Source organism: Streptacidiphilus sp. EB103A (assembly GCF_041261405.1).
Taxonomy (GTDB): Bacteria; Actinomycetota; Actinomycetes; order Streptomycetales; family Streptomycetaceae; genus Streptacidiphilus.
Genome location: NZ_JBGCAQ010000003.1, coordinates 1 through 26,042, shown reverse-complemented (window position 1 = coordinate 26,042; position 26,042 = coordinate 1). Strand labels below are relative to the sequence as shown.

General features: G+C 69.3%; 14 protein-coding genes and 1 pseudogene. 7 read left to right on the top strand and 8 right to left on the bottom strand.

Annotation, left to right across the window (positions count from 1 at the left end; translation table 11 throughout):
- The first annotated feature begins 26 nt into the window (after window positions 1-26).
- From ABH941_RS05285 to ABH941_RS05270, 4 genes are all read left to right on the top strand, one after another.
- Complete coding sequence (locus tag ABH941_RS05285; RefSeq protein ID WP_370127400.1) at window positions 27-644, top strand: acetate uptake transporter; 618 nt, start codon at window positions 27-29, stop codon at window positions 642-644.
- 218 nt (window positions 645-862) lie between these two features.
- Window positions 863-2,578 (top strand): MFS transporter, encoded by a 1,716-nt coding sequence (locus ABH941_RS05280; protein WP_370127399.1) that lies wholly within the window; start codon window positions 863-865, stop codon window positions 2,576-2,578.
- A 187-nt stretch (window positions 2,579-2,765) separates the two neighbouring features.
- Window positions 2,766-4,049 carry a glycosyltransferase gene (locus tag ABH941_RS05275; RefSeq protein WP_370127398.1) on the top strand — a complete coding sequence of 428 codons (1,284 nt, stop codon included), beginning with the start codon at window positions 2,766-2,768 and terminating at the stop codon, window positions 4,047-4,049.
- The gene (locus ABH941_RS05270; protein WP_370127397.1) at window positions 4,046-6,289 is read left to right on the top strand and encodes an ArnT family glycosyltransferase; all 2,244 of its coding nucleotides are present in this window, start codon (window positions 4,046-4,048) and stop codon (window positions 6,287-6,289) included. The genes ABH941_RS05275 and ABH941_RS05270 overlap by 4 nt, the downstream gene beginning before the upstream one ends.
- Window positions 6,290-6,354: 65 nt before the next feature.
- Here the strand turns inward: ABH941_RS05270 and pulA are convergent, their stop codons facing one another.
- A complete protein-coding gene (gene pulA / locus ABH941_RS05265; RefSeq protein WP_370127396.1) occupies window positions 6,355-11,829 on the bottom strand; it encodes a pullulanase-type alpha-1,6-glucosidase in 5,475 nt (1,824 codons plus the stop codon).
- Between the two features lie 380 nt (window positions 11,830-12,209).
- On the opposite strand from pulA, the gene ABH941_RS05260 reads away from it, so the two are divergent.
- Window positions 12,210-13,262 carry a phosphatase PAP2 family protein gene (locus ABH941_RS05260; protein WP_370127395.1) on the top strand — a complete coding sequence of 351 codons (1,053 nt, stop codon included), beginning with the start codon at window positions 12,210-12,212 and terminating at the stop codon, window positions 13,260-13,262.
- A 25-nt stretch (window positions 13,263-13,287) separates the two neighbouring features.
- Here the strand turns inward: ABH941_RS05260 and ABH941_RS05255 are convergent, their stop codons facing one another.
- From ABH941_RS05255 to ABH941_RS05245, 3 genes are all read right to left on the bottom strand, one after another.
- Window positions 13,288-16,332 carry a bifunctional [glutamine synthetase] adenylyltransferase/[glutamine synthetase]-adenylyl-L-tyrosine phosphorylase gene (locus ABH941_RS05255; RefSeq protein ID WP_370127746.1) on the bottom strand — a complete coding sequence of 1,015 codons (3,045 nt, stop codon included), beginning with the start codon at window positions 16,330-16,332 and terminating at the stop codon, window positions 13,288-13,290.
- 852 nt (window positions 16,333-17,184) lie between these two features.
- On the bottom strand, window positions 17,185-17,934 hold the full coding sequence (locus ABH941_RS05250) for a hypothetical protein (RefSeq protein ID WP_370127394.1): 750 nt from the start codon (window positions 17,932-17,934) through the stop codon (window positions 17,185-17,187).
- Window positions 17,935-18,794: 860 nt separating this feature from the next.
- Complete coding sequence (locus ABH941_RS05245) at window positions 18,795-19,604, bottom strand: LysR family transcriptional regulator (protein ID WP_370127393.1); 810 nt, start codon at window positions 19,602-19,604, stop codon at window positions 18,795-18,797.
- A 131-nt stretch (window positions 19,605-19,735) separates the two neighbouring features.
- On the opposite strand from ABH941_RS05245, the gene ABH941_RS05240 reads away from it, so the two are divergent.
- Window positions 19,736-20,455, top strand: coding sequence for an SDR family oxidoreductase (locus ABH941_RS05240; protein WP_370127392.1), 720 nt, complete (start codon window positions 19,736-19,738; stop codon window positions 20,453-20,455).
- Window positions 20,456-21,016: 561 nt separating this feature from the next.
- Complete coding sequence (locus tag ABH941_RS05235) at window positions 21,017-22,297, top strand: MFS transporter (protein WP_370127391.1); 1,281 nt, start codon at window positions 21,017-21,019, stop codon at window positions 22,295-22,297.
- A gap of 297 nt (window positions 22,298-22,594) precedes the next feature.
- On the opposite strand, the pseudogene ABH941_RS05230 reads toward ABH941_RS05235, so the two are convergent.
- The 4 genes and pseudogenes from ABH941_RS05230 to ABH941_RS05215 form a co-directional block, all read right to left on the bottom strand.
- Window positions 22,595-22,681, bottom strand: a pseudogene (locus ABH941_RS05230) (glutamine synthetase); the annotation flags it as partial.
- Window positions 22,682-23,019: 338 nt separating this feature from the next.
- On the bottom strand, window positions 23,020-24,075 hold the full coding sequence (locus ABH941_RS05225) for a hypothetical protein (protein ID WP_370127390.1): 1,056 nt from the start codon (window positions 24,073-24,075) through the stop codon (window positions 23,020-23,022).
- 719 nt (window positions 24,076-24,794) lie between these two features.
- Window positions 24,795-25,325: a hypothetical protein gene (locus ABH941_RS05220; protein ID WP_370127389.1), complete on the bottom strand. Its 531-nt coding sequence runs from the start codon at window positions 25,323-25,325 to the stop codon at window positions 24,795-24,797.
- Between the two features lie 181 nt (window positions 25,326-25,506).
- Window positions 25,507-26,042, bottom strand: a 536-nt coding sequence (locus tag ABH941_RS05215; RefSeq protein WP_370127388.1) for a tetratricopeptide repeat protein, incomplete at its 5' end; no start/stop codon positions are given.

Here is a 26,042-nt window from a genome sequence, read left to right as displayed (position 1 = left end):
GTCGGATCGGAAGGGGCACATCTTCTATGTCCGCAGTCGAGCCGCAGACAGCACGGGCAACCCCACCCCCCGCGATCGCCGACCCCGCCCCGCTGGGCCTGGCCGGGTTCGCCATGACCACCCTGGTTCTCAGCTGCTTCAACGCCGGATTCTTCGACAAGACCGCCGAGGGCGTGGTGCTCCCGCTCGCCCTCTTCTACGGCGGTCTCGGCCAACTCCTCGCCGGTATGTGGGAGTTCCGCAGAGGCAACACCTTCGGCGCCACCGCCTTCAGCTCCTTCGGGGCGTTCTGGCTGGCCTACTACGTGCTGGTCAAGGACGTCGCGCCGACGCTGGCCGCCTCGGTCGACTTCCACAACGCCCTGGGCCTGTTCCTGCTGGTCTGGGGCATCTTCACCGGCTACATGACCATTGCCGCGATCCGCGTGAACCACGCGGTGCTCAGCGTCTTCGTCGCCCTGACCCTCACCTTCGTGGTGCTGGCCATCGGCGAGTTCTCCAAGAACGGCGACATCACCAAGGCCGGCGGCTGGCTCGGCCTGCTGACCGGGCTGCTGGCCTGGTACACCTCCTTCGCCGGGGTCGCCAGCAGCACCTTCAACCGCGAGGTGGTCCCGGTACGGGTGCCCAGGAAACTGAACTGACGCACCCCCGGACACCGTGAGGGCGGCCCCGGATCCGTTGGGGCCGCCCTTCCCGCAACTGGTGCATGCACGCATCTGGTCCGTACCGACCAGTCGGTACTAACCTCCGTTCACGCCCTCGACGCCGAGGCTCGTGCCCTTGAGGGCCTGCGTCCCGGCCCGACCGCGCGCCGTCCCGTCCGTCCACCCCCGTACGCACCGGTGCCCCGAGGAGCAGCATGACCACCACCCCGTTCAACGCAGACACGCCCGTCTCCAGACCCGCGCCCGGCGCGCTCACCCGGCTGTGGCAGCGCGACCTGGCCCACTACCCGGACACCGGCCGCCGCTACGCCTACCTGGCCATCGTGGTGCTGACCACGATCGTTCTGTACTACGCCCTGTACATCCAGTACGCGGTGGCGACCTCGATCATCACCCACTTCCACATGACCTACCGCTACTTCATCTGGGTCTCCGTGGTCGGCAACGCCGTCGGCGCCTTCGCCTCGCTGATCGCGGGTCTGGCCGACCGCTGGGGCCGGGCCAACATGGTGGTGTACGGGCTGCTGGTCACCGGGCTGCTGGTGCTGTTCGGCCTGCCGAACGCCTCCGGTGAGCTCTCCTACCTGATCCTGTTCGCCCTGGTCGGCTTCGTCGAAGGCATTGTCCTGGTGGCGACACCGGCCCTGATCAGGGACTTCTCCCCGCAGCTGGGCCGGGCCACGGCCATGGGCTACTGGACCATGGGCCCGGTGCTGGGCAGCCTGGTGGTCACCACCGTGACCAGCAGCACCCTGAACTCCTCCAGCTGGCAGGACGAGCTGCACTACGCCGGCATCGCCACGCTGATCGTGTTCCTGGTCTCCCTGGTCGCCCTGCGCGAGCTGTCGCCCCGGCTGCGCGACCAGATCATGGTGAGCCTGCGCGACCGGGCCCTGGTCGAGGCCCGCGCCAAGGGCATGGACCTCGCCGAGGTCGAGTCGGGCAACCACTGGCGCCAGATGATGCGCCTGGACGTGATCGGCTCGGCCTTCGCCATCAGCATCTTCCTGCTGCTGTACTTCGCCGCGGTCGGCAACTTCGTGGTCTACTTCTCGACCGTCTTCGGCTACTCGGAGCAGCGGGTCAACGCGCTGGCCAACTGGTACTGGGCGGCCAACGCCATCGCCCTGGTGGTCGCCGGGCTGGCCTCCGACCGGCTGAAGGTGCGCAAGCCGTTCATGCTGGTGGGCGCCGTCGGCAGCATCGTGGTGACGCTGATCTTCGCGCTGAGCGCGACCCATGCCAGGACCGGGTACTACACCTTCGCCTGGATGTTCATCGGCATCGGCGTGCTCGGCGGCCTCACCTACGCGCCGTGGATGGCGAGCTTCACCGAGACCGTGGAGAAGCACAACCCGGCCGCGACGGCGACCGGCCTCGCGGTGTGGGGCTGGATCATCCGGATCGTGGTCGCGGTCTCCGCCGCGTTCGTGCCGGTGGTGGTGACCTCGGCGACACCGCTGGTGGAGCACGGTCAGGCGGTGGCGACGGCGGAGGCCCAGGCCGGTCCGGCGCTGGCCATCGTGAACGCCCATCCGCAGCTCTTCGCCGAGCTGGCGAAGTACCCGCCGACGGCGGTCCCGCCCGCGCTGCAGGCCCAGGCGGTGCAGCAGGTCGGCGTGCCCGGCCTGCTCACGGTGCAGAAGGCCCAGCCCCAGCTCGCGGTGCTGCAGCAGTACGGCACCACGGTGCAGAAGGCCGCCAAGGACAACCCGGGCAACTGGCGCACCTGGTGGTTCGTCTGCATCGCCGGGCAGGTGCTGTTCCTGCCCTTCCTGTTCGTGATGGCGGGACGCTGGAGCCCGAAGAAGGCGCGCGAGGACGCCGAGGAGCACCAGCGGCTGGTGGACCTGGAGCTGGCGGCGATGGCCGCCGGTGGCGGCCAGGAGGGCGACGGCCAGAGCGGCTGAGCGTCGACGCCTGGCTGATCCGCCGTCCCAGCCGGGGTCGTGCAGTTCCCCGCGCCCCTGTCGCCTGTCACCGGTCGGGGCGCGGGTGAACGGCTCTTCATGTTCGGGCCGTGACGGCTCCGTGATCTGAAGCGCGATCTCAACGGCGACTCAGGAGCCTCTCAGACCCGGCCGCGACGGTTGCTCCATGTCCACAACCATCGCAGCACCCTCGACGCCGGCCCAGGGGGTCACGGCACGGCCGCTGCCGCGCCGTGACCCGCTGCCCGCCGAGCTGGAAACACCCATGCTCGACGTCGTGGTCCCCGTGTACAACGAGGAGCACGACCTCGGCCCCAGCGTGCACCGCCTGCACGCCTACCTCGACCGCGCGTTCCCGTACGGCTTCCGCATCACCATCGCCGACAACGCCAGCACCGACAGCACCCCGGCCGTGGCCGAGCAGCTGGCCCGCGAGCTGCCGGCGGTGTGCGTCCGCCGACTCCCGCTCAAGGGACGCGGCCGCGCTCTCAACACCGTCTGGGCCGCCTCCGACGCACCCGTGCTCGCCTACATGGACGTCGACCTCTCCACCGACCTCAGCGCGCTGCTGCCGCTGGTCGCCCCGCTGATCTCGGGCCACTCCGACATCGCGATCGGCTCCCGGCTGGCCCGCGGCTCGCAGGTGGTGCGCGGACCCAAGCGCGAGTTCATCTCCCGCGCCTACAACCAGATCCTGCGCAGGACGCTGTCGGTGCGCTTCAGCGACGCCCAGTGCGGGTTCAAGGCGATCCGGGCCGACGTCGCCGAACGGCTGCTGCCGATGGTCGAGGACACCGGCTGGTTCTTCGACACCGAACTGCTGGTGCTGGCCGAACGCGCCGGACTGCGCATCCACGAGGTGCCGGTCGACTGGGTCGACGACCCCAACAGCAGCGTGGACATCGTCGCCACCGCCACCGCCGACCTCAAGGGCTGCTGGCGGGTCGGCCGCGGCCTGGCCAGCGGCAGCATCTCGCTCGCCGAACTCCGGCGGCCCGAGCCCGAGCAGCCGGAACTCCCCGGCGTCCCGAACGGCCTCGGCGGGCAGCTGCTGCGCTTCGGCGCGGTCGGCGTCGCCAGCACCCTGCTCTACCTGGTGCTGTTCAGCCTCGCCAGCACCCTGATGGGTGCTCAACCCGCCAACTTCACAGCGCTGTTGCTCAGCGCGATCGCCAACACCGCCGCGAACCGGCGGCACACCTTCGGTGTGAGCGGGGCGGGCGCGGGACGGCAGCAGGCGCAGGGCCTGGTCGTGTTCCTGCTGAGCCTGGTGCTCACCAGCGGTTCACTCGCGCTCCTGCACGCCCTCTCCGCCAACCCCGGCCATGCGACGGAGCTGGCCGTACTCGTCGCGGCGAACCTCGCCGCCACCCTGGTGCGCTTCGTCCTGCTGCGCACCTGGGTCTTCCGCAAGCACAGCAGTAGCAGTGAGCAGAGGAACTCCGCATGACCATCCACGCCCCCGAGACGGCCGCCCCGCTCGCGGACCAGCCGCCCGCTCCCCGGTCCCACGGCCGGGGGCGGCCGGAGCCGCTCTTCCCGACCTGGGATCCGCCGCCGCAGAAACCCCGGCTGCCGCCAGGGGAGCGGGTCCGCACCCTCCCGGGCCGGGTCTGGCGCGGCAGGCCCGAGGACGCCGCCTGGGTCCGCCCGGCACTGCTCGGGCTGCTGTTCGGCACGGCCGTGCTCTACCTGTGGAACCTCAGCGCCTCCGGCTACGCCAACTCCTTCTACTCGGCGGCGGCCCAGGCCGGCTCCAAGAACTGGGAGGCGTTCTTCTTCGGCTCCTCGGACGCGGGCAACTCCATCACCGTCGACAAGCCGCCGGCAGCGCTGTGGGTGATGGGTCTGTCGGTGCGGATCTTCGGCCTCAGCTCCTGGTCGATCCTGGTCCCGCAGGCGCTGATGGGCGTCGCCACCGTCGGCACCCTGTACGCGGCGGTACGCCGCCGCTTCAGTGCCCAGGCCGGGCTCATCGCGGGCGCGGTGCTGGCGCTGACCCCGGTCGCCGTGCTGATGTTCCGCTTCAACAACCCGGACGCGCTGCTGGCGCTGCTGCTCACCATCGCCACCTACGCGATGCTGCGGGCCCACGAGGACGGCCGCACCCGCTGGTTGGTGCTGGCCGGCGCGATGATCGGCTTCGCCTTCCTGACCAAGACCCTGCAGGCCTTCCTGGTGCTGCCGGCCTTCGCCGCCGTCTACCTGGCCTTCGGCCCGCACCGGCTGCTCAAGCGGGTCGGACAGCTGGCCTGGGGCACCCTGGCGATGGTGGTCGCCGGCGGCTGGTGGGTCGCGGTCGTCCAGCTCGTCCCGGCGGCGGACCGCCCGTACATCGGCGGCTCCACCGACAACTCCTTCCTCTCGCTGACCTTCGGCTACAACGGCTTCGGACGGCTGACGGGCAATGAGACCGGCAGCGTGGGCGGCGGGGGTGGCGGCACCGGCTCCACCGGGCAGTGGGGCGCGACCGGCATCACCCGGCTGTTCAACTCGGAGATCGGCGGCCAGATCTCCTGGCTGATCCCGGCGGCACTGATCCTGCTGGCGCTCGGCGTCTGGGTCACCCGCAGGACCAAGCGCAGCGACACGACGCGGGCGGCGTTCCTGGTCTGGGGCGGCTCGTTCCTCCTCACCGCCGTCACCTTCAGCTTCATGAGCGGCATCTTCCACCCGTACTACACGGTGGCACTGGCTCCCTCCATCGCCGCCCTGGTCGGCATGGGCGCCGAGGCCGTCTGGCGCGGACGCAGGCGTCCGGGTGTCGCCACGGTCGGCGCGGCGACCATCGCCGTCTCGGCGATCTGGGCCTTCGTGCTGCTGAACCGCAGCGCGGACTTCTACCCGGCGGTGCGCTGGCTGGTCCTGCTGCTGGGGCTGGGCGCGGCGGCACTGTTCCTGGCGAACGCCTTCGTGCCGGCTGGGGCAGGATCTGTATCAAGTTGGAGTAAGCGGCTGATGGTGGCTGCGGGGCTCGCTGCGCTGATCTCGGTGCTGGCCGGCCAGGCCGCGTACGCGGCGGACACGGTCTCCACCGGTCACACCGGTTCCATCCCCTCGGCCGGTCCGAGCACCGGCGGGATGGGAATGGGCGGCGGGATGCCCGGCGGAGGCACCCGGGGCGCCGGCGGCTTCGGCGGCGCGGGCGGCGGCGGAACGCCTCCGACCGGCGCGGGCACGGGCACGGGCGCTGCCGGTGGCAGCACCTCGCAGACGGGTATGCCTGGCGGCGCAACCGCCGGCGGAACCGGCACCGCACCGTCCGGCACCGGCGCCGAGCGCGGCGCCATGGGCGGCGGAGGCGCCGGCGGCCTGATCAACGGAGCCACCGTCAGCTCCGCGATGACCGCCCTGCTGGAGAAGAACGCCTCCAGCTACACCTGGGCCGCCGCAGTCGTCGGCTCGCAGAACGCCGCCAGCTACCAGCTGGCCACCCAGTCCTCGGTCATGCCGATCGGTGGCTTCAACGGCACCGACAACTCGCCGACCCTGGCCCAGTTCGAGCAGTACGTCAAGGAAGGGAAGATCCACTACTTCATCGCCGCCTCCACCGGAGGCCAGGGCGGCAGCAGCAGCACCACAACCACCGCCGCCTCCCAGATCACCGCCTGGGTGAAGGCCCACTACACGGCCACCACCGTGGGCAGCACCACCGTCTACGACCTGACGGCAGCAACGACCACCGGCTGAGGCTGGTCGCGGCGACCGCAACGCCCGGCCCCGGATCGATGGCGATCCGGGGCCGGGCGTTGCGGTTACTGCTGGACGAAGACCGCCACGGTCCTCGCCGGGATGGTGAAGGTGCCGGTGGTGGGGTCGAAGGTGGAGGTTTTGACGACCGGGTCCGAACCGTTGGCCTGGGCCGGGTGGAGTTGCTGGGTGGTGGCGGCCAGGGTGGTGAGGGTCTGCTGCTGGGTGGTCGGGGTCGCGTTGAAGACGACGGTGACGGACTTGTAGGTGCGCAGGCCGGCGCCATCGAGGTGGAGGGTGATCACGCCCGGGGTCTCACCGGAGGTGCCGGAGAGCGGGTAGCTGAGGCGCTGCTGGACGTCGGCGGCGGTGGTCAGGGAGAAGAGCGGGGTGGACTTCTTGATCTGCAAGAACTGCTGGTACTGCGCGGAGGCCGAGAGTTCGGCGGCGCAGCCGGGGACCAGGTCGGTCCGGGCCAGCAGGGGTTGGGCGAAGGTCCAGGAGGACTGGTTGGAGGCGGCGAGCGGCAGGCCGTGCCCGAAACCGTTGCCCTGGGTGCAGTTCCAGTGGATCGCGTTGAACCAGTCGCCGCTGTTGTAGGAGTTGGCGTCGAGTGACTTGGAGCGGAGCAGATCGCTGCCTGCGACGGCGAAGCCGGGGCCCTGGGAGAGGGCCGTGGTGGCGAGGGCGAGGGACTGCATCCGCGCGCGGTCCGCCATCGAGGTGCCGGTCGGCAGTTTGTAGATCAGCGCGTCATAGAGGTCCAGGTTGTCGTGGGCGTCCACATAGGTGATCGCCTCCCCGGGGGCTGCGGTGTAGCCGGTCGGTGAGCCGTTGTAGTCGACCTCCGAGCCCTTGACGGTCTTTCCGCTGCTGTCGGTGAAGGAGTACGCGGCCAGATTGCCGGTCAGGCCGACCTTGAGCTGGTCCATGGCGTGCAGCAGTTTCGCCTTCTGCTGGTCGCTGGTGCCGTTGACCGCGGCGCCGTTGGGGTCGGTGTAGAGGCCGGAGGCGAAGCCCTGGATGCGCGGGTCGGTGTCGAACGGGCCGCCGCCGCGGACCGCGTCGCGCTGGCGGTCGTTGAAGGTGGCGATGCCGGTGCCGGCCATGTTGGCCTGGGTGGCCTGGACGAAGCGGGCGTTGTTGGCGACGACGCCGAAGTTCCAGCCCTCGCCGTAGAGGAACTCGGAGCGGCCGGTCTTCTTGAGCGAGGCCTGGACGTCCAGCATGGTCTGCTTGGGGTCGAGCCCCATCAGGTCGAAGCGGAAGCCGTCGACGTGGTACTCGTCGGCCCAGGTCCGGGTGGAGTCCACGACCAGCTTGTTCATCATGGTGTGCTCGGGGGCGGTGTCGGCGCAGCAGCTGTCGGTGGTCACCGCGCCGGTCGCGCTGAGGCGCTGGTAGTAGCCCGGGACGATCTGGTCCAGCACCGAGGTCGCAGCCTCGCCGGAGGCGGCGGTGTGGTTGTAGACCACGTCCATGACCACCCGCAGGCCGATCCGGTGCAGTGCGGCGACCATCTGCCGGAACTGCTGGGTGCGGACGGTGCCGTCGGCGTCGGTGGCGTAGGAGCCCTCGGGGACGGTGAAGTGGTACGGGTCGTAGCCCCAGTTGTAGTCGTCGGTCGCCGCCTGCGCGCTGACGCAGGCCTGCTGCGCCTGCGAGTCGGGGGCGTAGGAGGCCAGGTCGCAGGCAGGGGTGGTCTGCTCGGACTTGAGCTCGGGGACGGAGGAGAAGTCGAAGGTCGGCAGCAGGTGGACGGTGGTGACCCCGGACTTGGCGAGGGCGGCGAGGTGCTTCATGCCGTCCGAGTTGAGGTCGTTGAAGGCCAGGTAGGTGCCGCGGTCGGCGGCCGGGACGGTGGTGTCGGCCGAGGAGAAGTCGCTGACGTGCAGCTCCTGGATCTCCTGCTGGGTGGCGGTCAGCGCCTTCGGCGACCGGTCACCGGTCCAGCCGGCGGGGGCGGTTGACGGGTCGCCGAGGTCGACGATCTCACTGCGCTTGGAGTCGGCGGAGAGGGCGAGCGAGTAGGGGTCGGTGACGTGGTTGGTCACCACCTTCTGGACGCTCGGGGCCCAGACCGTCACCTGGTAGAGGTAGTACTTCCCCTTCCAGGAGGCCGGGCCGGTCACCGACCACACGCCGGTGGAGTCGTCCCGGTGCATGGCGACGGTACGGGGGGTGGTGGCGCTGGGGCTGTCGTAGAGCTCCAGGCTGACCGACTGCGCGGTCGGGGCCCAGACCGAGAGTCTGGCCGAGGTGTGCGAGACCACCGGGCCGAGGGTGGCGTTGACCGCCTTGGTCGCGTAGACGGCGTCCAGGACGCCCGGGATCTGCACCCCGGTGGCCGCCAGCAGCGCGCCGTTGGCCTCACGTTCCGTCATGATCAGCTGGCCGCGCAGCGCGGTGGTGATCCGTTTGGTGTCGCGCGGGTCGACCGCGAAGGCGGCGTAGCCCTTGAGCTCGGGGTGGGCGGCGAGCTGGGCCGCCGTCAGACCGGTGCTGACGGGCAGCAGCCGGAGCCAGTAGCCGGGGTCGGTCAGGTCGCCGTCCTTGACGGCGAGGGCGCCGGTGGGCGAGTAGACCAGTTCGGGGGAGGCGCCTGCGGGCAGGTTCTGGCCGAAGCCCCAGGCGGCGGGGACAGCGACGGTGTCGGCGTCGAGCCACTGGGCCTTGGACTGGGTCAGGTCGAGGTCCGCGGCCGAGGCCGTGGACTGCGGCAGGATGTAGCCGGGGGTGCCGTCGGTGATCCAGACCTCGCGGCCGTTGACCGCGAAGTTGAGCTCCTGGTTGTCCGGCAGGTCCTTGGTGTCGCCGTTGTGGATGATGTAGTCGAGGACGGTCGCCCCCGACGCCAGCGGCACGGTGAAGACGTCGCCGAAGGCGTCGGTGCCGGAGGGCTTGAGCGGGCTGGTCCAGTCGGTGGGCGTGGCCGCGCCGGTCCAGTCGTGCAGACCCCAGCCGGTGTAGTTCCCGTCGGTGCGGTGGTAGTGGATGATCGCGGTGTCCGCCGGGACGGTCGAGGTCGCGCCCGGGTTGGTGGTATAGGTCGTGCTGTCACCGGAGTCGACCCAGACCTCGCCGGTCGACGAGAGGTTGATCGAGCGGTCGGCGGCGCCGTCCTTGGTGCCGTTGTTCTCCACGATGAAGCCGACGTTGGAAGCGCCGGCCTTGAGCTTGACGTAGGCGAAGGCGCCGAAGGCGTCACGGCCGATGAAGGGGTGCCCGGCCGGCCAGGTGGTTCCCTCGCCGTCGGCGATGTCGCCCCAGGCGTAGAGGTTCCAGTTGCTGTAGTCGCCGTCCGCGCGGTGGTAGTGGACCACCGCGTAGGTACGGGAGGTGGCGGTGGGCTTGGCCACCGGCGGGACGGTGCCCACGGTGGTGCTGCCGGTGGCGTCGGCCAGGTGCCCGGCGCTGTCCTCGACCACGGCCTTGTAGCGGACGGTGGTGCCGGCGGTGACGTTCGCCAGGCTCTCGGTGACCTGGTAGGGGGCGTGGTCGGCGGTGCCGAGGGTCTGCCAGGCGCCGTCGCCGACGGCGGCGGCGAAGGTCACCCGGTCGAAGCCGGTGCCGGGGACGGTCGCGGCGACGGTGACGGTGCCGGTCGAGCCCGCGGCAGGGGCGGTCAGGGTGACGGCGGGGGTGGTGGCAGGCGCGGCGAGTCGCTTGGTCGCCTTGTAGACCACGGCGGACTCGGCCGGGACGGTGACGGCCAGCTTGCTGTCGCTGCCGGTGGTGGCCGCGTCGACGGTGCCGCCGTAGATCGGGTCGAAGGTCATCCCGGCCGAGTAGGTGGGGACGCTGACGCTCTGCGCGGTGGTCGCGTTGTTCACCGCGACCAGGTACTCGACCTGCTGCTTCTCGTCGATCCGGGAGAAGGCGTAGACCCCGGGCCCGTCGGCGGCGTAGCGCTCGACCTGGGCGCCGTTCTCCAGCGCCGGGTTGGCCTTGCGCAGCGCGGCGAGGGTGGCGATGGTCGAGTACAGCGGGGTGCTGGTGCTGTAGCGGGCGGCGGAGCCCGAGGCGCCGCCGATGACCGTGCCGGTGTTGTAGGAGGCGGTCTGCGAGGCGAACATGTCCTGCCGCGCCGCCTTGTCGCCCCCGGAACCGGTGAAGCCCTGCTCGTCGCCGTAGTAGACGACGGGCTGACCACGGGTCAGGAACTGGAGCTGCTGGGCCAGTTGGTCCTTCCTCAGCAGCTGGGCGTTGCTGTCGCCGGGGTTGGCCGACTGCAGGAAGTAGCCGATCCGGCCCATGTCGTGGTTGCCGAGGAAGGTCGGCAGCTCGTAGGCGTTGGTGTCGGCCGTCGTGTACTTGTAGTCGTTCCCGTAGACCGCGGAGAGCGCCTTGGCCGAGCCGCCGTTGGCGACATAGGTCTGCGCGGCCGACTGGAACGGGAAGTCCAGGGTCGCCTGCAGCTTGCCCTGGGTGACATAGGACGAGGTGGTGGACGTGTCGCTGTCGTAGACCTCGCCGAACATGAAGAACTTCTTGTTGCCCTGCGCGGCGGCGTACTTCTTCAGCGCGGGGGCCCACTGCTGCCAGAAGGCCAGGTCGACGTTCTTGACCGTGTCGATGCGGAAGCCGTCGACGCCGGTGTTCTTCACCCAGTCCTCGTAGATCTTCTCCATACCCTTGACCACCCGCGGGTTCTGGGTGTCGAGGTCGTCCAGGCCGGAGAAGTCGCCCTCGGTACCGGACTCGCCGGTGAAGGTCGAGTTGCCCCGATTGTGGTAGAGCGTCGGGTCGTTGAGCCAGGACGGCGACTTGGCGTTGACGTCGGCCGGCGAGTTGAAGATCGGGGTGTAGGGGAAGGAGCTGGTGGTGAGCCTGGGATAGAGCGAAGTGCCGTTCAGCGCGTTGGCGTTGGCTGTCGCCGTGGTGTCGACCGGACGGCCGCTGGCGTCCAGGGTCGGGTAGGCGCCGGTGGAGCGGTAGTCGTAGGTCTTCTGCGCATAGTCGATGACGTCAGCCGTGTGGTTGGTGATGACGTCGAAAAAGACCTTCATGCCCATGGCATGGGCCTTCTGGATCAGCTCCTTGAGCTGCGCGTTGGTGCCGAAGTGCGGATCGACCTGGGTGAAGTCGGTGATCCAGTAGCCGTGGTAGGCGGCTGAGGCGGACGAGCCGGTGCCCTGCACCGGCTTGTTCTTGAAGATCGGCGCCATCCAGATCGCGGTGGTGCCGAGTTGCTTGATGTAGTCGAGCTTGCCGATCAGGCCCGCGAGGTCACCACCGTGGTAGAAGCCGGAGTCGGTGGGGTCGAGGCCGTTGTCCATCCGGCTGCCGGTGATGCCGCCGGTGTCGTTGGCGGTGTCGCCGTTGGCGAATCGGTCCGGGAGGACGAAGTAGTACTGCTCCTTGGTGAGGTCGTGCCGGTCCGGGGTGGCGGCGAGCGACGCGTCGGAGGGGGCGGCGGCCAGCGGCTTGGAGGTGGTGGCGGTGGCTGCGGTGGCGGCTGCCGTCAGAGGCTGGGCGGCGGCCGTCGGGACTGGCGCGACCACGGCGAGCGCCGGCGCGAGCAGGGCTGCGGTCGTCACGAAACTGCCGAGCCCGGATCGGGCGGGGTTGAATCTGCGGCGTTGGGATCTGGTGCGTTGGGACCTGATGGCCACGCGGGCTCTCCCTTGAGGCGGCGTCAGCAATGCCAGGACCGTACTGTTCGCAAGATGTTTCAGCAAGATGCAGAAACGATTTCCAACCGACTCATTCGAATCACCCTGGTCACAGGTATGTACATGGCCCCCAGTAACGCGACTGCGCCACGCCGGATAGGATCGCGTGCGTGTTCGGAGCCGCCGTCTGGCTCCGCGATGTACTGCCGTAGGACGTGAGTAGGACTTCAGAGGGATATCAGCGAGCGAATCCCCAACCAGAGGGTGATCGGGTCCCGGGAGGCCGCATGGCAGACTACTGCCCCATGGGGGAACCTGAGCGGGACCACGAAGGCGTCGCACCCGTCGCCACAGCGGTGCGTCCGTCCGGTTCCGTCGCCCCCGACGGAATCACGAGCACCGACGGAGCACAGGGCCGGGCGCTGCGCGCCTGGCGGCGGTCGTGGCACCCGCTGCGCGGTCACTTCCGCTCCCCCGGCCACCCGCGGATCTGGTTCGAGCTGCTGCTGATCGGCATCAGCTACTGGATCTACTCGATGGTCCGCAACGCCGTCCCGGAGATGAAGAACCGGGCCGAGCGGAACGCCCTCGACGTCTGGCACCTGGAGCAGACCCTGGGCATCGCCTGGGAGCGGTCGATCAACCATTCGATCGACTCGGTGGCCTGGCTGATCACCGGCATGAACTACTACTACGCCACGCTGCACTTCATCATGACCATCGGCGTGCTGGTGTGGTTGTTCCGCACCCAGCCGGGGCGCTATGCGGCGGCGCGGTTCTCGCTGTTCGTGACCACGGCGATCGCGCTGTTCGGCTACTACTTCTACCCGTTGGCCCCGCCCCGGCTGATGACCGACGGCGACTTCATCGACACCGTGGCCAAGCACCACACCTGGGGCTCGATGGCCTCCGGCGACATGGCCAGCGTCTCCAACCAGTTCGCCGCCATGCCCTCGATGCACATCGGCTGGTCCCTCTGGTGCGGGCTGACCATCGCCTTCCTGGCCCGCCGGCGCTGGGTGCGCGTGGTCGCGCTGCTGTACCCGCTGGTCACCCTGCTGGTCATCGTGGCCAGCGCCAACCACTTCTTCATGGACGCGGTCGCCGGGGCGGCCTGCACCGGCGCCGGGCTGCTGAGCTCCCGGCTGGTGTACGGGCGCTGGGTGTTCGCCTTCCCGCGCACCAGCGCCGAGCCGACCACCCTGACCGGCGCCGCCCCCGGCAGCGGGCCGACGCCGGACGACGGGGAAGCCGGCCCGAAGCCGGACGCGAACGCAAATTCGGACGCTGATTCGGACGCGGATTCGGATTCCGATTCCGGCCAGGCCGAGCGCGCCCCGGTGGCAGCCAACCGCTGACCGGCGCGCGCTCCCCGGCGCGCCCTCAGCCGTAGAACAGGTCTTCCACCACCACCCGCGCCTGCCGGGCCCTGCGCCGGTAGTCGTCCAGCATCACCCCCGCGTGCCCGGCCCCGTAGCCGAGGTAGCGGGCCACACCCGCCAGCTCGTTCGAGTCGCCGGGGAAGCTGTCCCCGGCCCGGCCACGCACCAGCATCACCGCGTTCCGCACCAGGGTCGCCTGCACCCAGGCGGTGTCCAGCCGCTCCGCCTGTTCCGGCGTCACCAGACCCGCTTCCACCGCTGCGGCCAGAGCCTGCCTGGTCCTGGTCGTACGCAGCCCGGGCACCCGGTGTCCGTGCTGCAGCTGGAGCAGCTGGACGGTCCACTCGACGTCGGCGAGCCCGCCCGGGCCCAGCTTGGTGTGGGTGGTGGGGTCCGCCCCGCGCGGCAGCCGCTCGGTCTCCACCCGGGCCTTGATCCGCCGGATCTCGCGCAACTCGGTCTCGCTGACCCCGGCCGACGGGTAGCGCAGCGGGTCGACGAGCTCGACGAAGGCGGCGCCGAGGTCGGCGTCCCCGGCCACCGGGGCGGCCCGCAACAGCGCCTGGCTCTCCCAGGTCCGCGACCAGCGCCGGTAGTACGCGGCGTAGGAGGCCAGGGTGCGCACCAGCGGCCCCTGCCGGCCCTCGGGGCGCAGATCCGTGTCGACCAGCAGCGGAGGCTCCGTCGAGGGCAGCTGGAGCAGCCTGCGGACCTCCTCGAAGACCTGCCGGGCGGCGTTGGTCGCCTTGGTCTCGTCGGCGCCCGGGAGCGGATCGTGGACGACCATGACATCGGCGTCGCTGCCGTAGCCGAGCTCACCGCCGCCGTACCGGCCCATGCCGATGACCGCGATCCTGGTCGGCAGCGGCTCGCCGGTGCGTGCCTCCAGCGCGTCGGTGCAGGCGCGCAGGGCGCCGGCGATGGTGGCGGTGGTGATCCCGGTGAGCGCCGTACCCGAGGACTCGACGGACGCGCCCGGAGTGTCACCCAAACGGCCCAACACATCGGCGGCCGCGGTACGGAACAGCTCCCGGCGCCGCACGGATCGGGCTGCGGCCACCGCGGCGGGGGCGTCGGCCGCACGCCCGACGGCGGAGTCGATCTCGCGCTCCAGCGCCTCCTGGCCGCGCGGCAGCAGCCCGTCCCGGTCACCGAGCAGGGCGACGGCCTCGGGGGCGCGCAGCAGCAGGTCGGGGGCGAGCCGTCCGGAGGACAGGATCCGGGCCAGGCTCTCGGCCGCGATGCCCTCGTCCCGCAGCAGCCGCAGGTACCAGGGGGTGGAGCCCAGGCTGTCGGAGACCTTGCGGAAGTTCAGCAGGCCGGAGTCGGGGTCGGCGGAGTCGGCGAACCAGCCCAGCATCACCGGCAGCAGGGTGCGCTGCAGCGCGGCCCGCCGGCTCACCCCGCCGGCCAGGGCGCGCAGATGGCGCAGCGAGTCGCCCGGCTCGCGGTAGCCGAGGGCGGCCAGCCGCGCCTGCGCGGCGGAGGCGCTGAGACCGCCGCCGGCTGTGTTCTCCAGAGCCTTCGTCAGACCGGCCTCGGCGGCGTCGAGGCGGGCCACCGCGTCCAGCAGCGGGCGGTAGAACAGCTTCTCGTGCAACCTGCGGACCTCCAGGGCGTGCCGCCGCCACTCCTGCCGCAGCTCCTGGACCGGATCGGCCCGCATCCCCAGCGACCGGCCCAGCCGGCGCAGGTCGTCCTCGCCGGTCGGCACCAGATGGGTGCGGCGCAGCTGGTAGAGCTGGATCCGGTGCTCCATCGCCCGCAGGAAGCGGTACGCCGAGTCCAGCGCGGCGGCGTCGGCGCGGCCGACGTAGCCGCCGGCCGAGAGGGCGGCCAGGGCGTCCAGGGTGGTGGAGCTGTGCAGCGTCACATCGGCCCGGCCGTGCACCAGTTGCAGCAGCTGGACCGAGAACTCCACGTCGCGCAGCCCGCCCGGGCCGAGCTTGAGCTCGCGGTCGACCTCCGCGGCCGGGATGGCGTCGACGACCCGGCGGCGCATCTGCTGGACGTCCTGGACGAAGTTCTCGCGTTCGGCGGCCTGCCAGACCATCGGGGTGACGGCGTCCAGGTAGGCGCGGCCGAGTTCGTCGTCGCCGGCCACCGGGCGGGCCTTCAGCAGGGCCTGGAACTCCCAGGTCTTGGCCCAGCGCTGGTAGTAGGCGAGATGGCTGGCCAGGGTGCGGACCAGCGGTCCGTTCTTGCCCTCGGGGCGGAGGTTGGCGTCGACCGGCCAGATCACGCCCTCGCGGGTGGTCTCCGAGCACAGCCGCATCAGCCGCGCGGCGAGGCGGGTGGCGGCCCGGACGGCGGTGCCGTCGTCGCTCCCGCCGCCCTCGTGCGGTTCGCGCGGCTCGCGCGGTTCGCGCGGTTCGGCGACGAAGATCACGTCGACGTCGGAGACGTAGTTCAGCTCATGGCCGCCGCACTTGCCCATGGCGACGACCGCCAGCCGGCAGGCCGCGGCGGAGGCGGGATCCTCCTCGGCGGCGATGTCCAGCGCGGCCTGGAGCGTGGCCCCGGCGAGGTCGGCCAGCTCGGCGGCAGTCTGGCTGATCTGGGTGGTGCCGGTGAGGTCACGGGCGGCGATGCCCAGCAGGCAGCGGCGGTAGCCGGTGCGGAGGGCGTCGGCGCGGGGCAGGTGGGAGTGGGTGTCCCAGATGTGGTGGTAGAGGGTGCGCAGGAACTCCTCGGGACCCGGGTGGATGTCGTGGAGCTCGAAGGTGACCAGGGCGTGCCAGTCCTCGGGGTGCCGGGCGAGGTGGTCGCCGAGGGCGGCGCTGGCGCCGAGGACGCCGAGCAGCCGGTCCCGCAGCGGCTTGGCCGTGGTGACGGTGTCCAGCAGGGTGCGGCGCTCGGCCGGTGCGCAGGCCTCGGCGAGTCTGGCCAGACCCTGCAGGGCCAGGTCGGGGTCGGCGGTGGCGGCGAGGGCGTCGAGCAGCACGCTGTCGCTGGCGTGCGCGGCGAGGTCCGGCTCCGCGAGACGCCTGACGGCCGCCTCGGGATCGGTGAACCCGCGCCGCACCAGCCGTGCGGCCGGATTCACCCGCCGCGCGCTCCGTGGCTCCGCGGGCGTGAACGCCGCATAGCCGTCACCGCCGGCCGTGGGGCCGTTCAAACCGCCGCCTGCCTGCTCCAAGGCGCTGCCCCTCCCATGCGATCAACCGTCGAACATCGAACAACAACCGAACCAAGATCCGAGCCTACGTGCCACTGAGCCGTTCTTCCCCGGTGCGGCACCGTGACTCCTACGGTGGGCGACTCGGGTGAACGCAGGGGTCCGGGGGGTCGCCCCCCGGAGGATGGAGTCCCGGTGCGGCACCGTGACTCCTACGGTGGGCGACTCGGGTGAACGCAGGGGTCCGGGGGGTCGCCCCCCGGGGGGATGGAGTCCCGGTGCGGCGCCCTGACTCCTACCGTGGGCGACTCGGGTGAACGCGGGGGACCGGGGGGTCGCCCCCCGGAGGATGGAGTCCCGGTGCGGCGCCCTGACTCCTACCGTGGGCGACTCGGGTGAACGCGGGGGTCCGGGGGGTCGCCCCCCGGAGGATGGAGTCCCGGTGCGGCACCGTGACTCCTACGGTGGGCGACTCGGGTGAACGCAGGGGACCGGGGGGTCGCCCCCGGGGGATGGAGTCCCGGTGCGGCGCCGTGACTCCTACGGTGGGCGGCGGACTCGCGCCGTGACTCCTGCCCGGGGGCGACCGTTGTCCTGGGCATGGACCGTGACCGGCTGCCCTCGCTGACCGGGCTGCGCTTCTGGGCCGCGCTGCCTCCGGCAGCACTCGCGGGACAACAGCACGCTGATCACAACGGCGGATCCTGAGACGTGCGCGATCCCGGCACCCCTCATGTCCTTATTTGCGGTGGTAGCGTCGGCGGGGTTGAGCTGACCGCTTCAGATGGGGCGCAGGACAGTGAGGTGGGCCAGGGTGAAGGCTGCCTTGGCGGCGTGCTTGGTCGGGGCGCGGGTGCCGGAGTCGATGGACAGGTTGACGATCAGGTACGACTTCCATGTGCTGGGCAGGGCGACCGAGGTGAAGACCAGCCGGTCGTTGACGCGCCACTGCACGCCGGCGGCGAGCAGTCGTACGTCCAGGGTGAAGGCTGTGCCGGGTCTTATGAGGTGGTCGTACAGGCGGTAGGAACCTTTTGGCCGGTACCCGGTGGGGTTGGCGTGGTTGGCCAGTTCGAGTCTGGTGGGGTGTGCGGCATGGTATTCGAATAGGTCGACTTCCTGGGGCCAGGTCCACAGGGAGGCCCAGGCGCCGGAGTCGGCGTTCAGGGTGACGCGGGCGCGGACCTCGTCGCCGGTCTGCACTTGGAAGTGCCGCGGGCTGTACTCGGTGCTGGCCTCGTCGGCCTGCCAGCAGCCGGAGTTAGTGCGGTGGGCGGTGAAGGTGCTGCCGGTGGGCGCGGACCAGGCCGGGCTGATGCAGTCGAGTTTGCCGTTGGCGCGGTTGCACTGGCGATGGTGCGTGTCGGGTGGCGGGTAGGCCGAGGTGTGACCCAGGGTCCAGTTCGAGGCGTCGGTGTAGGGCGCGTCGAAGACGACCGCCATGCGGTGGCCCACGGCCCGGTACCGGTGCTCGGCTGCGACGGCGAGCACGGGGGCCAGTGCGGCGATCACCAGCAGTACAGCGGCCAAGGTCGCGGTAGCGGCGCTCTTCAGGGTCGTTCTCCTGGTCGGCAGTACTGGTTGCCCTTATTGCTACGGCCCGGGGGCGGGCACGCACCCGACTACGCGGAACACCGCACCACGCATGTGCCCAGCGTCGCGGGCTCACGATGCACGTAAGGGCCGGGGGCCGGTCCTGTGTCAGGCATGGAGGTAGCTGCTGTATCCGTCGTGGCCGCCTGCGGTGTCGTCGTCGAACGAGTGGTCGTCCTGCGCGAGGTAGCGGAACGCGATCTGCCGGTCGGGGGTCGTCACTGCGGTCCTGCGATGCATCGGGCCCTCTCGGTTCGTACTGGTCGTACTGGCGGATCATCTCATCCGAACACGACGGAGCGTCAGATGCCGGATCTGATGGTCCGTTAGGGAGTGGCCGGGGACCGGACGCGGAGAGCCGGGCCCGGGAGATGTCGAACCGGTCCGAGTTGTAGCCCATCTGGTTCTCGTAGTCCGGAGTGCGGACGAACCGGTCGGCCGGGGGCTGCTCGGTGATGGTGGAGTCCATGATGTCGTCAACCCGGTTGTCCGGCCACTGAGCAGCGTCCTCGGCCCGTGGGTCGACTTCACCGTGACGGTGTCGCCGGTGCAGGTGCGGTCACCGCCGTAGGTGACGTAGCCGAGCCGCGCCGCCAGCGCCCCAGCCTTGGGAACGGTGAGCGGGCCCACCTCGGCGGTGACCGGCGCGGAGTAGGACGGTCTTGCGGGTGCGGGCGGCATGCCCGGCGGTGCTGCGACTCATCGGAACCTCTCGGGTCGTACCTGTCAGATACGCCCATCCGATCACGACACACAGTGACTCGCCGAACACATTCCGCCTTCGGTGGCGTCCGTCCTCAACCCTGCGCGACCGCCACGAAGGCGGCGATCAGCGGCGAGCGGCGGCCGGCCTCCCAGGCGAGAAACACCTGGTCAGGGTCGGCGTCGCGGACGGGTACATAGGTGATGTCCGGGCGCGAGTACTGCTCGGCGACGGACTGCGGCACGAGGGTGATGCCATGGCCGCCCGCTACGCGTTCGAACTTCTCCTCGATGGTGCGGATCGGGAGATCGTCCGGTCCGGCGTCGACGTAGCGCAGCCGCGGCTCGGCGTCGAGGTCGGCCATGGCGAGGTCCTGCTTGCCCGCGAGCCGGTGCTCCGCCGGAAGCATGGCCACGCGCGCCTCGGTGAACAACGGCAGCAGCTTCAGGCCCTGCTCCCAGATCGGCCTGCGCAGGTAGGCGACGTCGACGGTCCCGTCCAGGAGCAGGTCCTCCTGGTCGTCCCATTCGACGCGGCGGGCCTGGACCTCCACGTCGGGGTGGGCAGCGCCGAAGGCCCGAATCGCCCGGGTGACGACGACTCCGGCCCGGAACCCGACGACGAGGCGGCGCGGACCACGGGCGGCCCGATGGACCCTGCGGCGGGTGGCGTCGGCGGAGGCTAGCAGGTGCCGCGCGTCGTCGAGGAGCTGGCGGCCGGCAGCCGTCAGGGTCACGCCGTGGCTGTCCCGTTCGAACAGCGACGCCTCCAGGTCCTTCTCCAGGGCCCGGATCTGACGGCTCAGCACGGGCTGGGCGATGTGCAGCCGCTCGGCCGCACGCCCAAAGTTCAGCAGTTCGGCGACGGCTACGAAGTAACGGACCTTCCGCAGGTCGAGGTCCATGCCCGCCCCTTCCCCGGCTTTGATGGCGATGCCTTCAGGGTATCGCCACCGCCAAGAGAGGTCTTGGACGGCGGGGCGGACGCGGCCGCAGGCTGGATCACGTCAGAACCGGTCATGCGAAGGGAAGCGCCATGAACCTGCAGGGACAGCGGATCGTCGTCATCGGCGGCACAGCGGGCATCGGGCTCGCGGTCGCGGAGGCAGCCGCACGGGAGGGCGCCGGAGTGGTCGTCGCCTCGCGGCGGCGGGAGAGCGTGGACGACGCGCTGAAGCAGCTGCCGGAGGGCGCCGAGGGTCACGTCCTCGACGCGACCGACGAGGCCGCCGTCGCCGCCTTCTTCGAGCGGATCGGCGGTTTCGACCACCTGGTCTTCACGGCGGGCGATTCGCTGCTGCTGGAGAGCCTCGCCGAGTCGGACCTCTCGCGGGCCCGCCGCTTCCTGGACACCCGCCTCTGGGGCGCCTACACGGCCGTCAAGTATGGGGCCCCGTCGATCCGGGAGGGCGGCTCCGTGGTGCTGACGACCGGCACCGCCGGACGCCGTCCGCTGCCGGGCACGACCGTCGCGGCGAGCCTGTGCGGCGCGATGGAGTCCCTCACCCGGGCCCTGGCCCTCGAACTCGCCCCGCTCCGCGTCAACGCGGTCGCCCCAGGCATCGTCCGCACCGAACTCTGGCGCGACCTGCCGGAGCCCGAGCGCGACATGCTGTTCGCGTCCGCCGCCGAGTCCCTCCCCACCGGCCGCATCGGCGAACCATCTGACGTCGCCGAGGCCTACCTCTACCTGATGCGCGGCGCCTACAGCACCGGCTCGGTTGTGGTCGTCGACGGCGGGACAGTGCTGGTGTGACGGCGGAGGAGGCGGGGCGCCGTTGCTGGTCGGCGGAAGCTGTGGGTGGCTTACATGGCGGGTCCGTTGCCGCCCTCCGCCGCCCGTGGCTTGTTGCTGTTGCTCGGCTCCGCCTCGCGGCGACAAGGCCGGGGAGGGTGGGGGCGGCCGCCGTTGCCGGGCGGCGGGTCAGTCGGGGGTGCCTGCAGAAACGATTCGTTAGGTAGGTTCCCTACGCATTTGGGGTCACTTGACCTACTTTCGGGTCACTCGTCCGATGGATCCCGCCCTGTATGTCCGATATGCACGTCGAGGCAGTGACCCCAAAGTAGGTTGAGTGACCCCAAAACGGACCACGCCGACCGCCGCGCGACCCTGGCCAGCCCGCACGCCCCGCCGCACGGGCCTACGGCGCCCAACCAGGCCGCCCCCTCCCGCAGTTGGCCAGCGAGGCGGAGCCGAGCAACAGCAACAAGCCGCGGACGGCGGAGGGCGGCAACGAACCTGGGTCGGCAGAACAAGGCTGGTCCCTCTTCCGTTAATCCGCAATCCAGTTGATCGGCCACGACTAAGATCTGGCAGGTGACCGCCACCGAAGCCGCGTCCGACGAGACATCCGACGAGACGGGACGCCGGGCTCGGCTGCTGTTCCGCAACCGCGACTACACCGGCTGGTGGATCGGCGAGACGGTCTCGGAGTTCGGCGGGGCGCTGTCGGTCGTCGCCTATCCGCTGCTGATCCTCGGAGTGACCGGATCCGCGTCGGGTGCGGGTGCAGTCACGGCCGCCGTCAGCATCGGCGGGCTGGTCACCATGCTGATCGGCGGGGCGCTCGCGGACCGGATATCGCGCCGGACGATCCTGACCGCCGGACCACTCGTGCAAGCGGTCGCGGTGGCCACGGTCGTGGTCGCGGTGGCGACGGACCATGTCAACGTCGCCCACATTGCGGCGGTCGGATTCGTCCAGGGCCTGGTCAGCGGTCTGGCGGGCGGAGCGGAGTTCGCCGCGCTGCGTCGCGTCGTTCCGGAACAGCAACTCCCCACCGCGTTCGCCCAGTTGCAGGGCCGGACCATGGCGATCAGGCTGGCCGGGCCGTCCGCCGGCGGCTTCCTGTTCGGCGTCGCCCGGTGGATACCGTTCTTCGGCGACGCTGTGTCATTTCTGGCCAGTGCGCTGGGAGTACTGCTCATTCGGCGGCCGCTCGGCCCTGACCTCGATGAGCGTGAGCCCCATGAATCGATGGTCGCCAGCATCGGCGCCGGATTCCGCTTCATCCGCGGCAACGCCTACCTGAGGTTCCTGACCATCTGGGCCGCGCTCGCCAACGCGTGCAACGCCGGGATGCTCCTCCTGGTCATCGTGCTGATCCACAGCCGCCACGGCAGTGCCACCCTGGTCGGCGCGGCGACCTCTCTCGGCGCTGTGGGCGGGCTGGCCGGCTCGTTCCTCTCGGGTCGGATCGCCAAGCGCGTGCCAGGACGGCTGCTCGTCATCGTCGTGTCCTGGACCACGACCGGGGTACTCATCGGGATCGCTCTGGTGTCGCAGGCGTGGTTGATCGGCACCCTGCTCGCGCTGATGATGTTCCTCATCGCGCCGATCAACGTCGTCTTCGCCACCTACGAGGCACGGACGATCCCGGACGCGCTGATGGGCCGGGTGACCAGCGCGATCAACTTCGGGGCGGCCTCGATCCGATGGCTCGGCGCCCTCGGTGCCGGAGCCCTGGCCTCGGCCTTCAGCCCGACAGCGGCAATGCTCGTCTTCGCCGGCATCCTGGCCGCCATCGCGCTCAGCACGCACTTCGCCAGCGGCCTGCACGTACTCAACGAGCCCATCGACGACGCCACGGCGGATTAGCCCCGTGAGCGTCTTCGTCGAACGGCATGCGGTGTGGTGACGGTCGTTGGGGTTCGCCAAGGCGACCAACGGCCCCGTGTCCACGACGCGAAGCCCTCCGCCAGGTAGTCGTCAACGCGCTCGGACAGGTCCTCTGGGGCACTGCTCAGGATCCCGATGGAACGCGGGTACGGGCGCTCCGCCGCACGGGGCAGGTACTGCCTCAGCACGTCGGCGATGTGGCCAGCGCGGCGATACGGCCGGAGGCCGACGGACTGTGTCCGCCGGCCTCCGGCCGTTCGTACTGCTGACCTGCGATTACAGCACCGGGAGGTTCTTGCGGAGCTCGAAGGCGGTGACCTCGGAGCGGTACTCCTCCCACTCCTGCCGCTTGTTGCGCAGGAAATGATTTCTCTTAGAGCCACCTGGGCGAATGAGTTACAGACAGCGTCGGGCCTGGCACAAAGTGGTTAGCGACTGTCGCTGTTCGTCGGCCTCGGGTACCTCCGGACGGCCCACAGACGGCCCTGACACACCCCCGACTGAAGGACTGTGACCCCCAAGCCGGCAACGGCATGAGTGTGCGAACCCGCGTCAGACCGCGCATGGGTGCCGGGCACCCAAGCTGAAAATGGCCTGTTGGCGCGAATTGGCGCGATGCGACACCACGCCTCAGCTCTCATACTCTCAATCGAGAGAGATGGATCGCCAGAGAAAATAAAGCTACATTTATCCTGACACCCTCATTGAGCGAGGCTATTGAATGGATGCCACGACGGAACTCGCCCCTGGTAAATAGGCGGCCAAAGTTCGAGCGGCGAGTCGCCAAGGATTTCTACTGCTTTGCCCGTACTCCAGAAGTGAACTATAACAGACGACAAGTGAGTGGCTGTTACTGGTTCAGGGTTGGCTATTAGGAACTCCGCGAGCATCTCCTCGCTAGGCAGGCATCGACCTGAAGCGTCAGGGGCGCCAACTGAGATAAGTAGGCGATTATTCGCAGGCTTGTCCTTACGCTGAACGATATTCTGAACGCTTTCCCATTCCTCTGACGCGACATGATCAGACTGGAAAGCAAGTCCGGTTGTCAGTCCTGTCATGGCATACAGGGGAGAGTCTGCAACGCCGTTCAGGAGGGGAGCTGAAGTAAAGCTCACCTGCTCAACCGTCTGCACGGGACCGAAGTCCTCTAGCTGCTGAGGAATGGTGCCATTTGATGCCGCGAACTGGTTCGGGTCGGGGCGATGGGCAACTAGGGCTTCAATGATTTGATCGTACCCTGCTTCATTTGTTGACTTGAACGGCAGGCCTGCGCGGTCGTTTGCTAGGCCAAACCACATGTTCACATGGTAGCCAGCGAGGTGACTGATGCGATGTCTTTGTTGAAAGACTAGCCTCCTATTAACCTCAGCGAATAGCGCGTAGGCGAGCCGACGCTTTCCATCGCTCAATACAGTGAGCTCCCAGCCGACCTTCTCGTCGCCCTTCTGAGAATGTAGATCCGGCGGATCCTGCCCCGGGGGAACCGGAAACACGGCATCATAGATCTCTACGCCTGTCGCAAGCCTGCAATCTGTCGCTAGACGCTGGAGATGAAGCAGCTCCAACTCTTGCTTGTCAATGCTTACCGCAGTTCGAATCCAGGTACTGGGAGATTCCGCTATGATGCTAAGCAAGGCTGCACCTTGATCGGTCTTTCCACCAACTCCAACTGCCAGAGGTATCCCCCACGGCGACGGGGTTGCCACAATCGTTTCGATTATTCGACGCTGGTCCGAGTAAAACGGAAAGAGACGCATGTAGCCAGGTTGACTAGCAGCATCATCGTGATCATTCATAGTTGCTCCGCAGCCCGATGGGTGGAACTTCTGGTGAACGCCTCGTGCACGTAAATAGTCTCATGGTCACCTTAATCGTGACTCGCATTTGCATGACCTGACCTAAGGTCTGCAACGCCGACCCGCTGGGCTACAGCGGCACTACGGGTTGTCCTATGATTGCGCCCGCTACCCACCCCTTCCCCGTGCCATCCACCCTCGACCACGAACGGCTGAGCATTCCGCGGGAAGCGCCAGCCATCCCGTAGCCCGAGACCCCGCCGGGGCGCGACTGTGGGGTTCCCGCTTCATGCTCCCGGGGGCCCGCCCTGCGCGCCCGCAGAAGCGACAGCGACCACAGGGCCTTGATTCAGCAGCGAAAAAGTCATCTCCGGAGACCGGGTGCTTAGAAGTGACTGGCGCAGTCCTCAAGGATTTGCCCCCTGACCTGCCCGGACGTCGTCCGAGGCGGGATCGGATGCGGAATCTGGCCACAGATAGGCCGCAGCCACCACCCAAGCCACACCGAGTGCCGATCAGCCGCCTGGCTGATCGGCACTCCAGAGTCGAAAGGGACAGAACGGAACGCATGTTCGAACATGCATCTATCCCCCACCCAGCACCCGCACTGGTCGATGTGCTGCCGATACGTCCGGTGACCCCGCCGGGCGCGGATGCGGTGTGGTCAGGCTAGCGAGTTGTTAGTCGGTAGTGGGAACGGCATCGAGGAGGTTGGGCACGCCGCAGGCGCTGGCGAGCAAGTCGGCGTAGGCGCTGAGGATGCTGCGGGTATCCTGCAGGGCTTGACGCAGTTCGGCGGCCTGGGGCCATGCCTGTTCGTGATCGCGGCGGGACCGGTCGGTGGGGCGCTGGTTCTCCCAGTCCTCCAGCGCCGGGTGCCAGCGCGCGAGTAGAGGCCGGACGCCGAAGTTCAGCATCGCCACCGCGAGATAGCCGAAGTTGTACTGTCCGTTGCGCTTCGGCTCTGCAACGTCTGGACCATGCTTCCGCAGCACCTCCCGTGTGGTGGCGAACAGCGAGTACAGGCTGGTCAGTGCCTCTCGGAGCAGTCCCTCATCAGCGCGTAGCGGCACTACCGAGACCCGGGTCACCAGCTCCACGTACAGTTCCCAGGCGGCGCGGCGCTCCGCATCGTTTGGCTCCCAGGTGCCCGCGATCTCCAGCACATGCAGATTCAGTCTTACACCCACGCTCTTCGGGGCGCGCACCATTCCGGAACCTCTTCCACTCGCTTTCATGATCACAGCGGACGGTGCTAACCCTACCCAGAGGATCAGCAGCCGGCAGTTGCCCGGCCCGATCTCCTCCCACTCACCACATTGGAACGCCCACGGTTGGCCGTCACCTTCAGCCAGTCTTGTTTCTCTTCCAGGGTCTACGGCTCTCTTTGCTTCACTGACCGCCCGAGTCTGGCGATGGAGACTCAGGTGTGGCATCACCTCGGTGCTGAGTGGCATCCATGATCACGCCCACACTGTCGTCGTCGCTAAGCATGTCGCGGAGGATGGCCCGGAATGCCTCATCCCCCAGCAAGGCACGTTGTTGGCGAAGCCAGTAAAGGTCAGTCTGGACTCGGTCTCCGATGTCGAGACGCAGGGCGAGTGCCTGCACTTGGGAGGTCACGCCTTCTGCAGGACGATCCTGTTCAGTGCGTAGAATGCCGATCTGGCTCAATGTACTGGCGAGACCGGCGCGGTTACCCAGCTCCTCCTCGATGGCCAGCGAGTCCCGGTAGTACCGCTCGGCCGTCGCATAGTCCCCCCGTTCCTGCGCGATCCTCCCCAGCTGGTGGTAGCTGCTCGCGAGACCGGCGCGGTCACCCACCTCCTCCTTGATGGCCAGCGAGTCCCGGTAGTACCGCTCGGCCGTCGCATAGTCCCCCCGTTCCTGCGCGATCCTCCCCAGCTGGTGGTAGCTGCTCGCGAGAC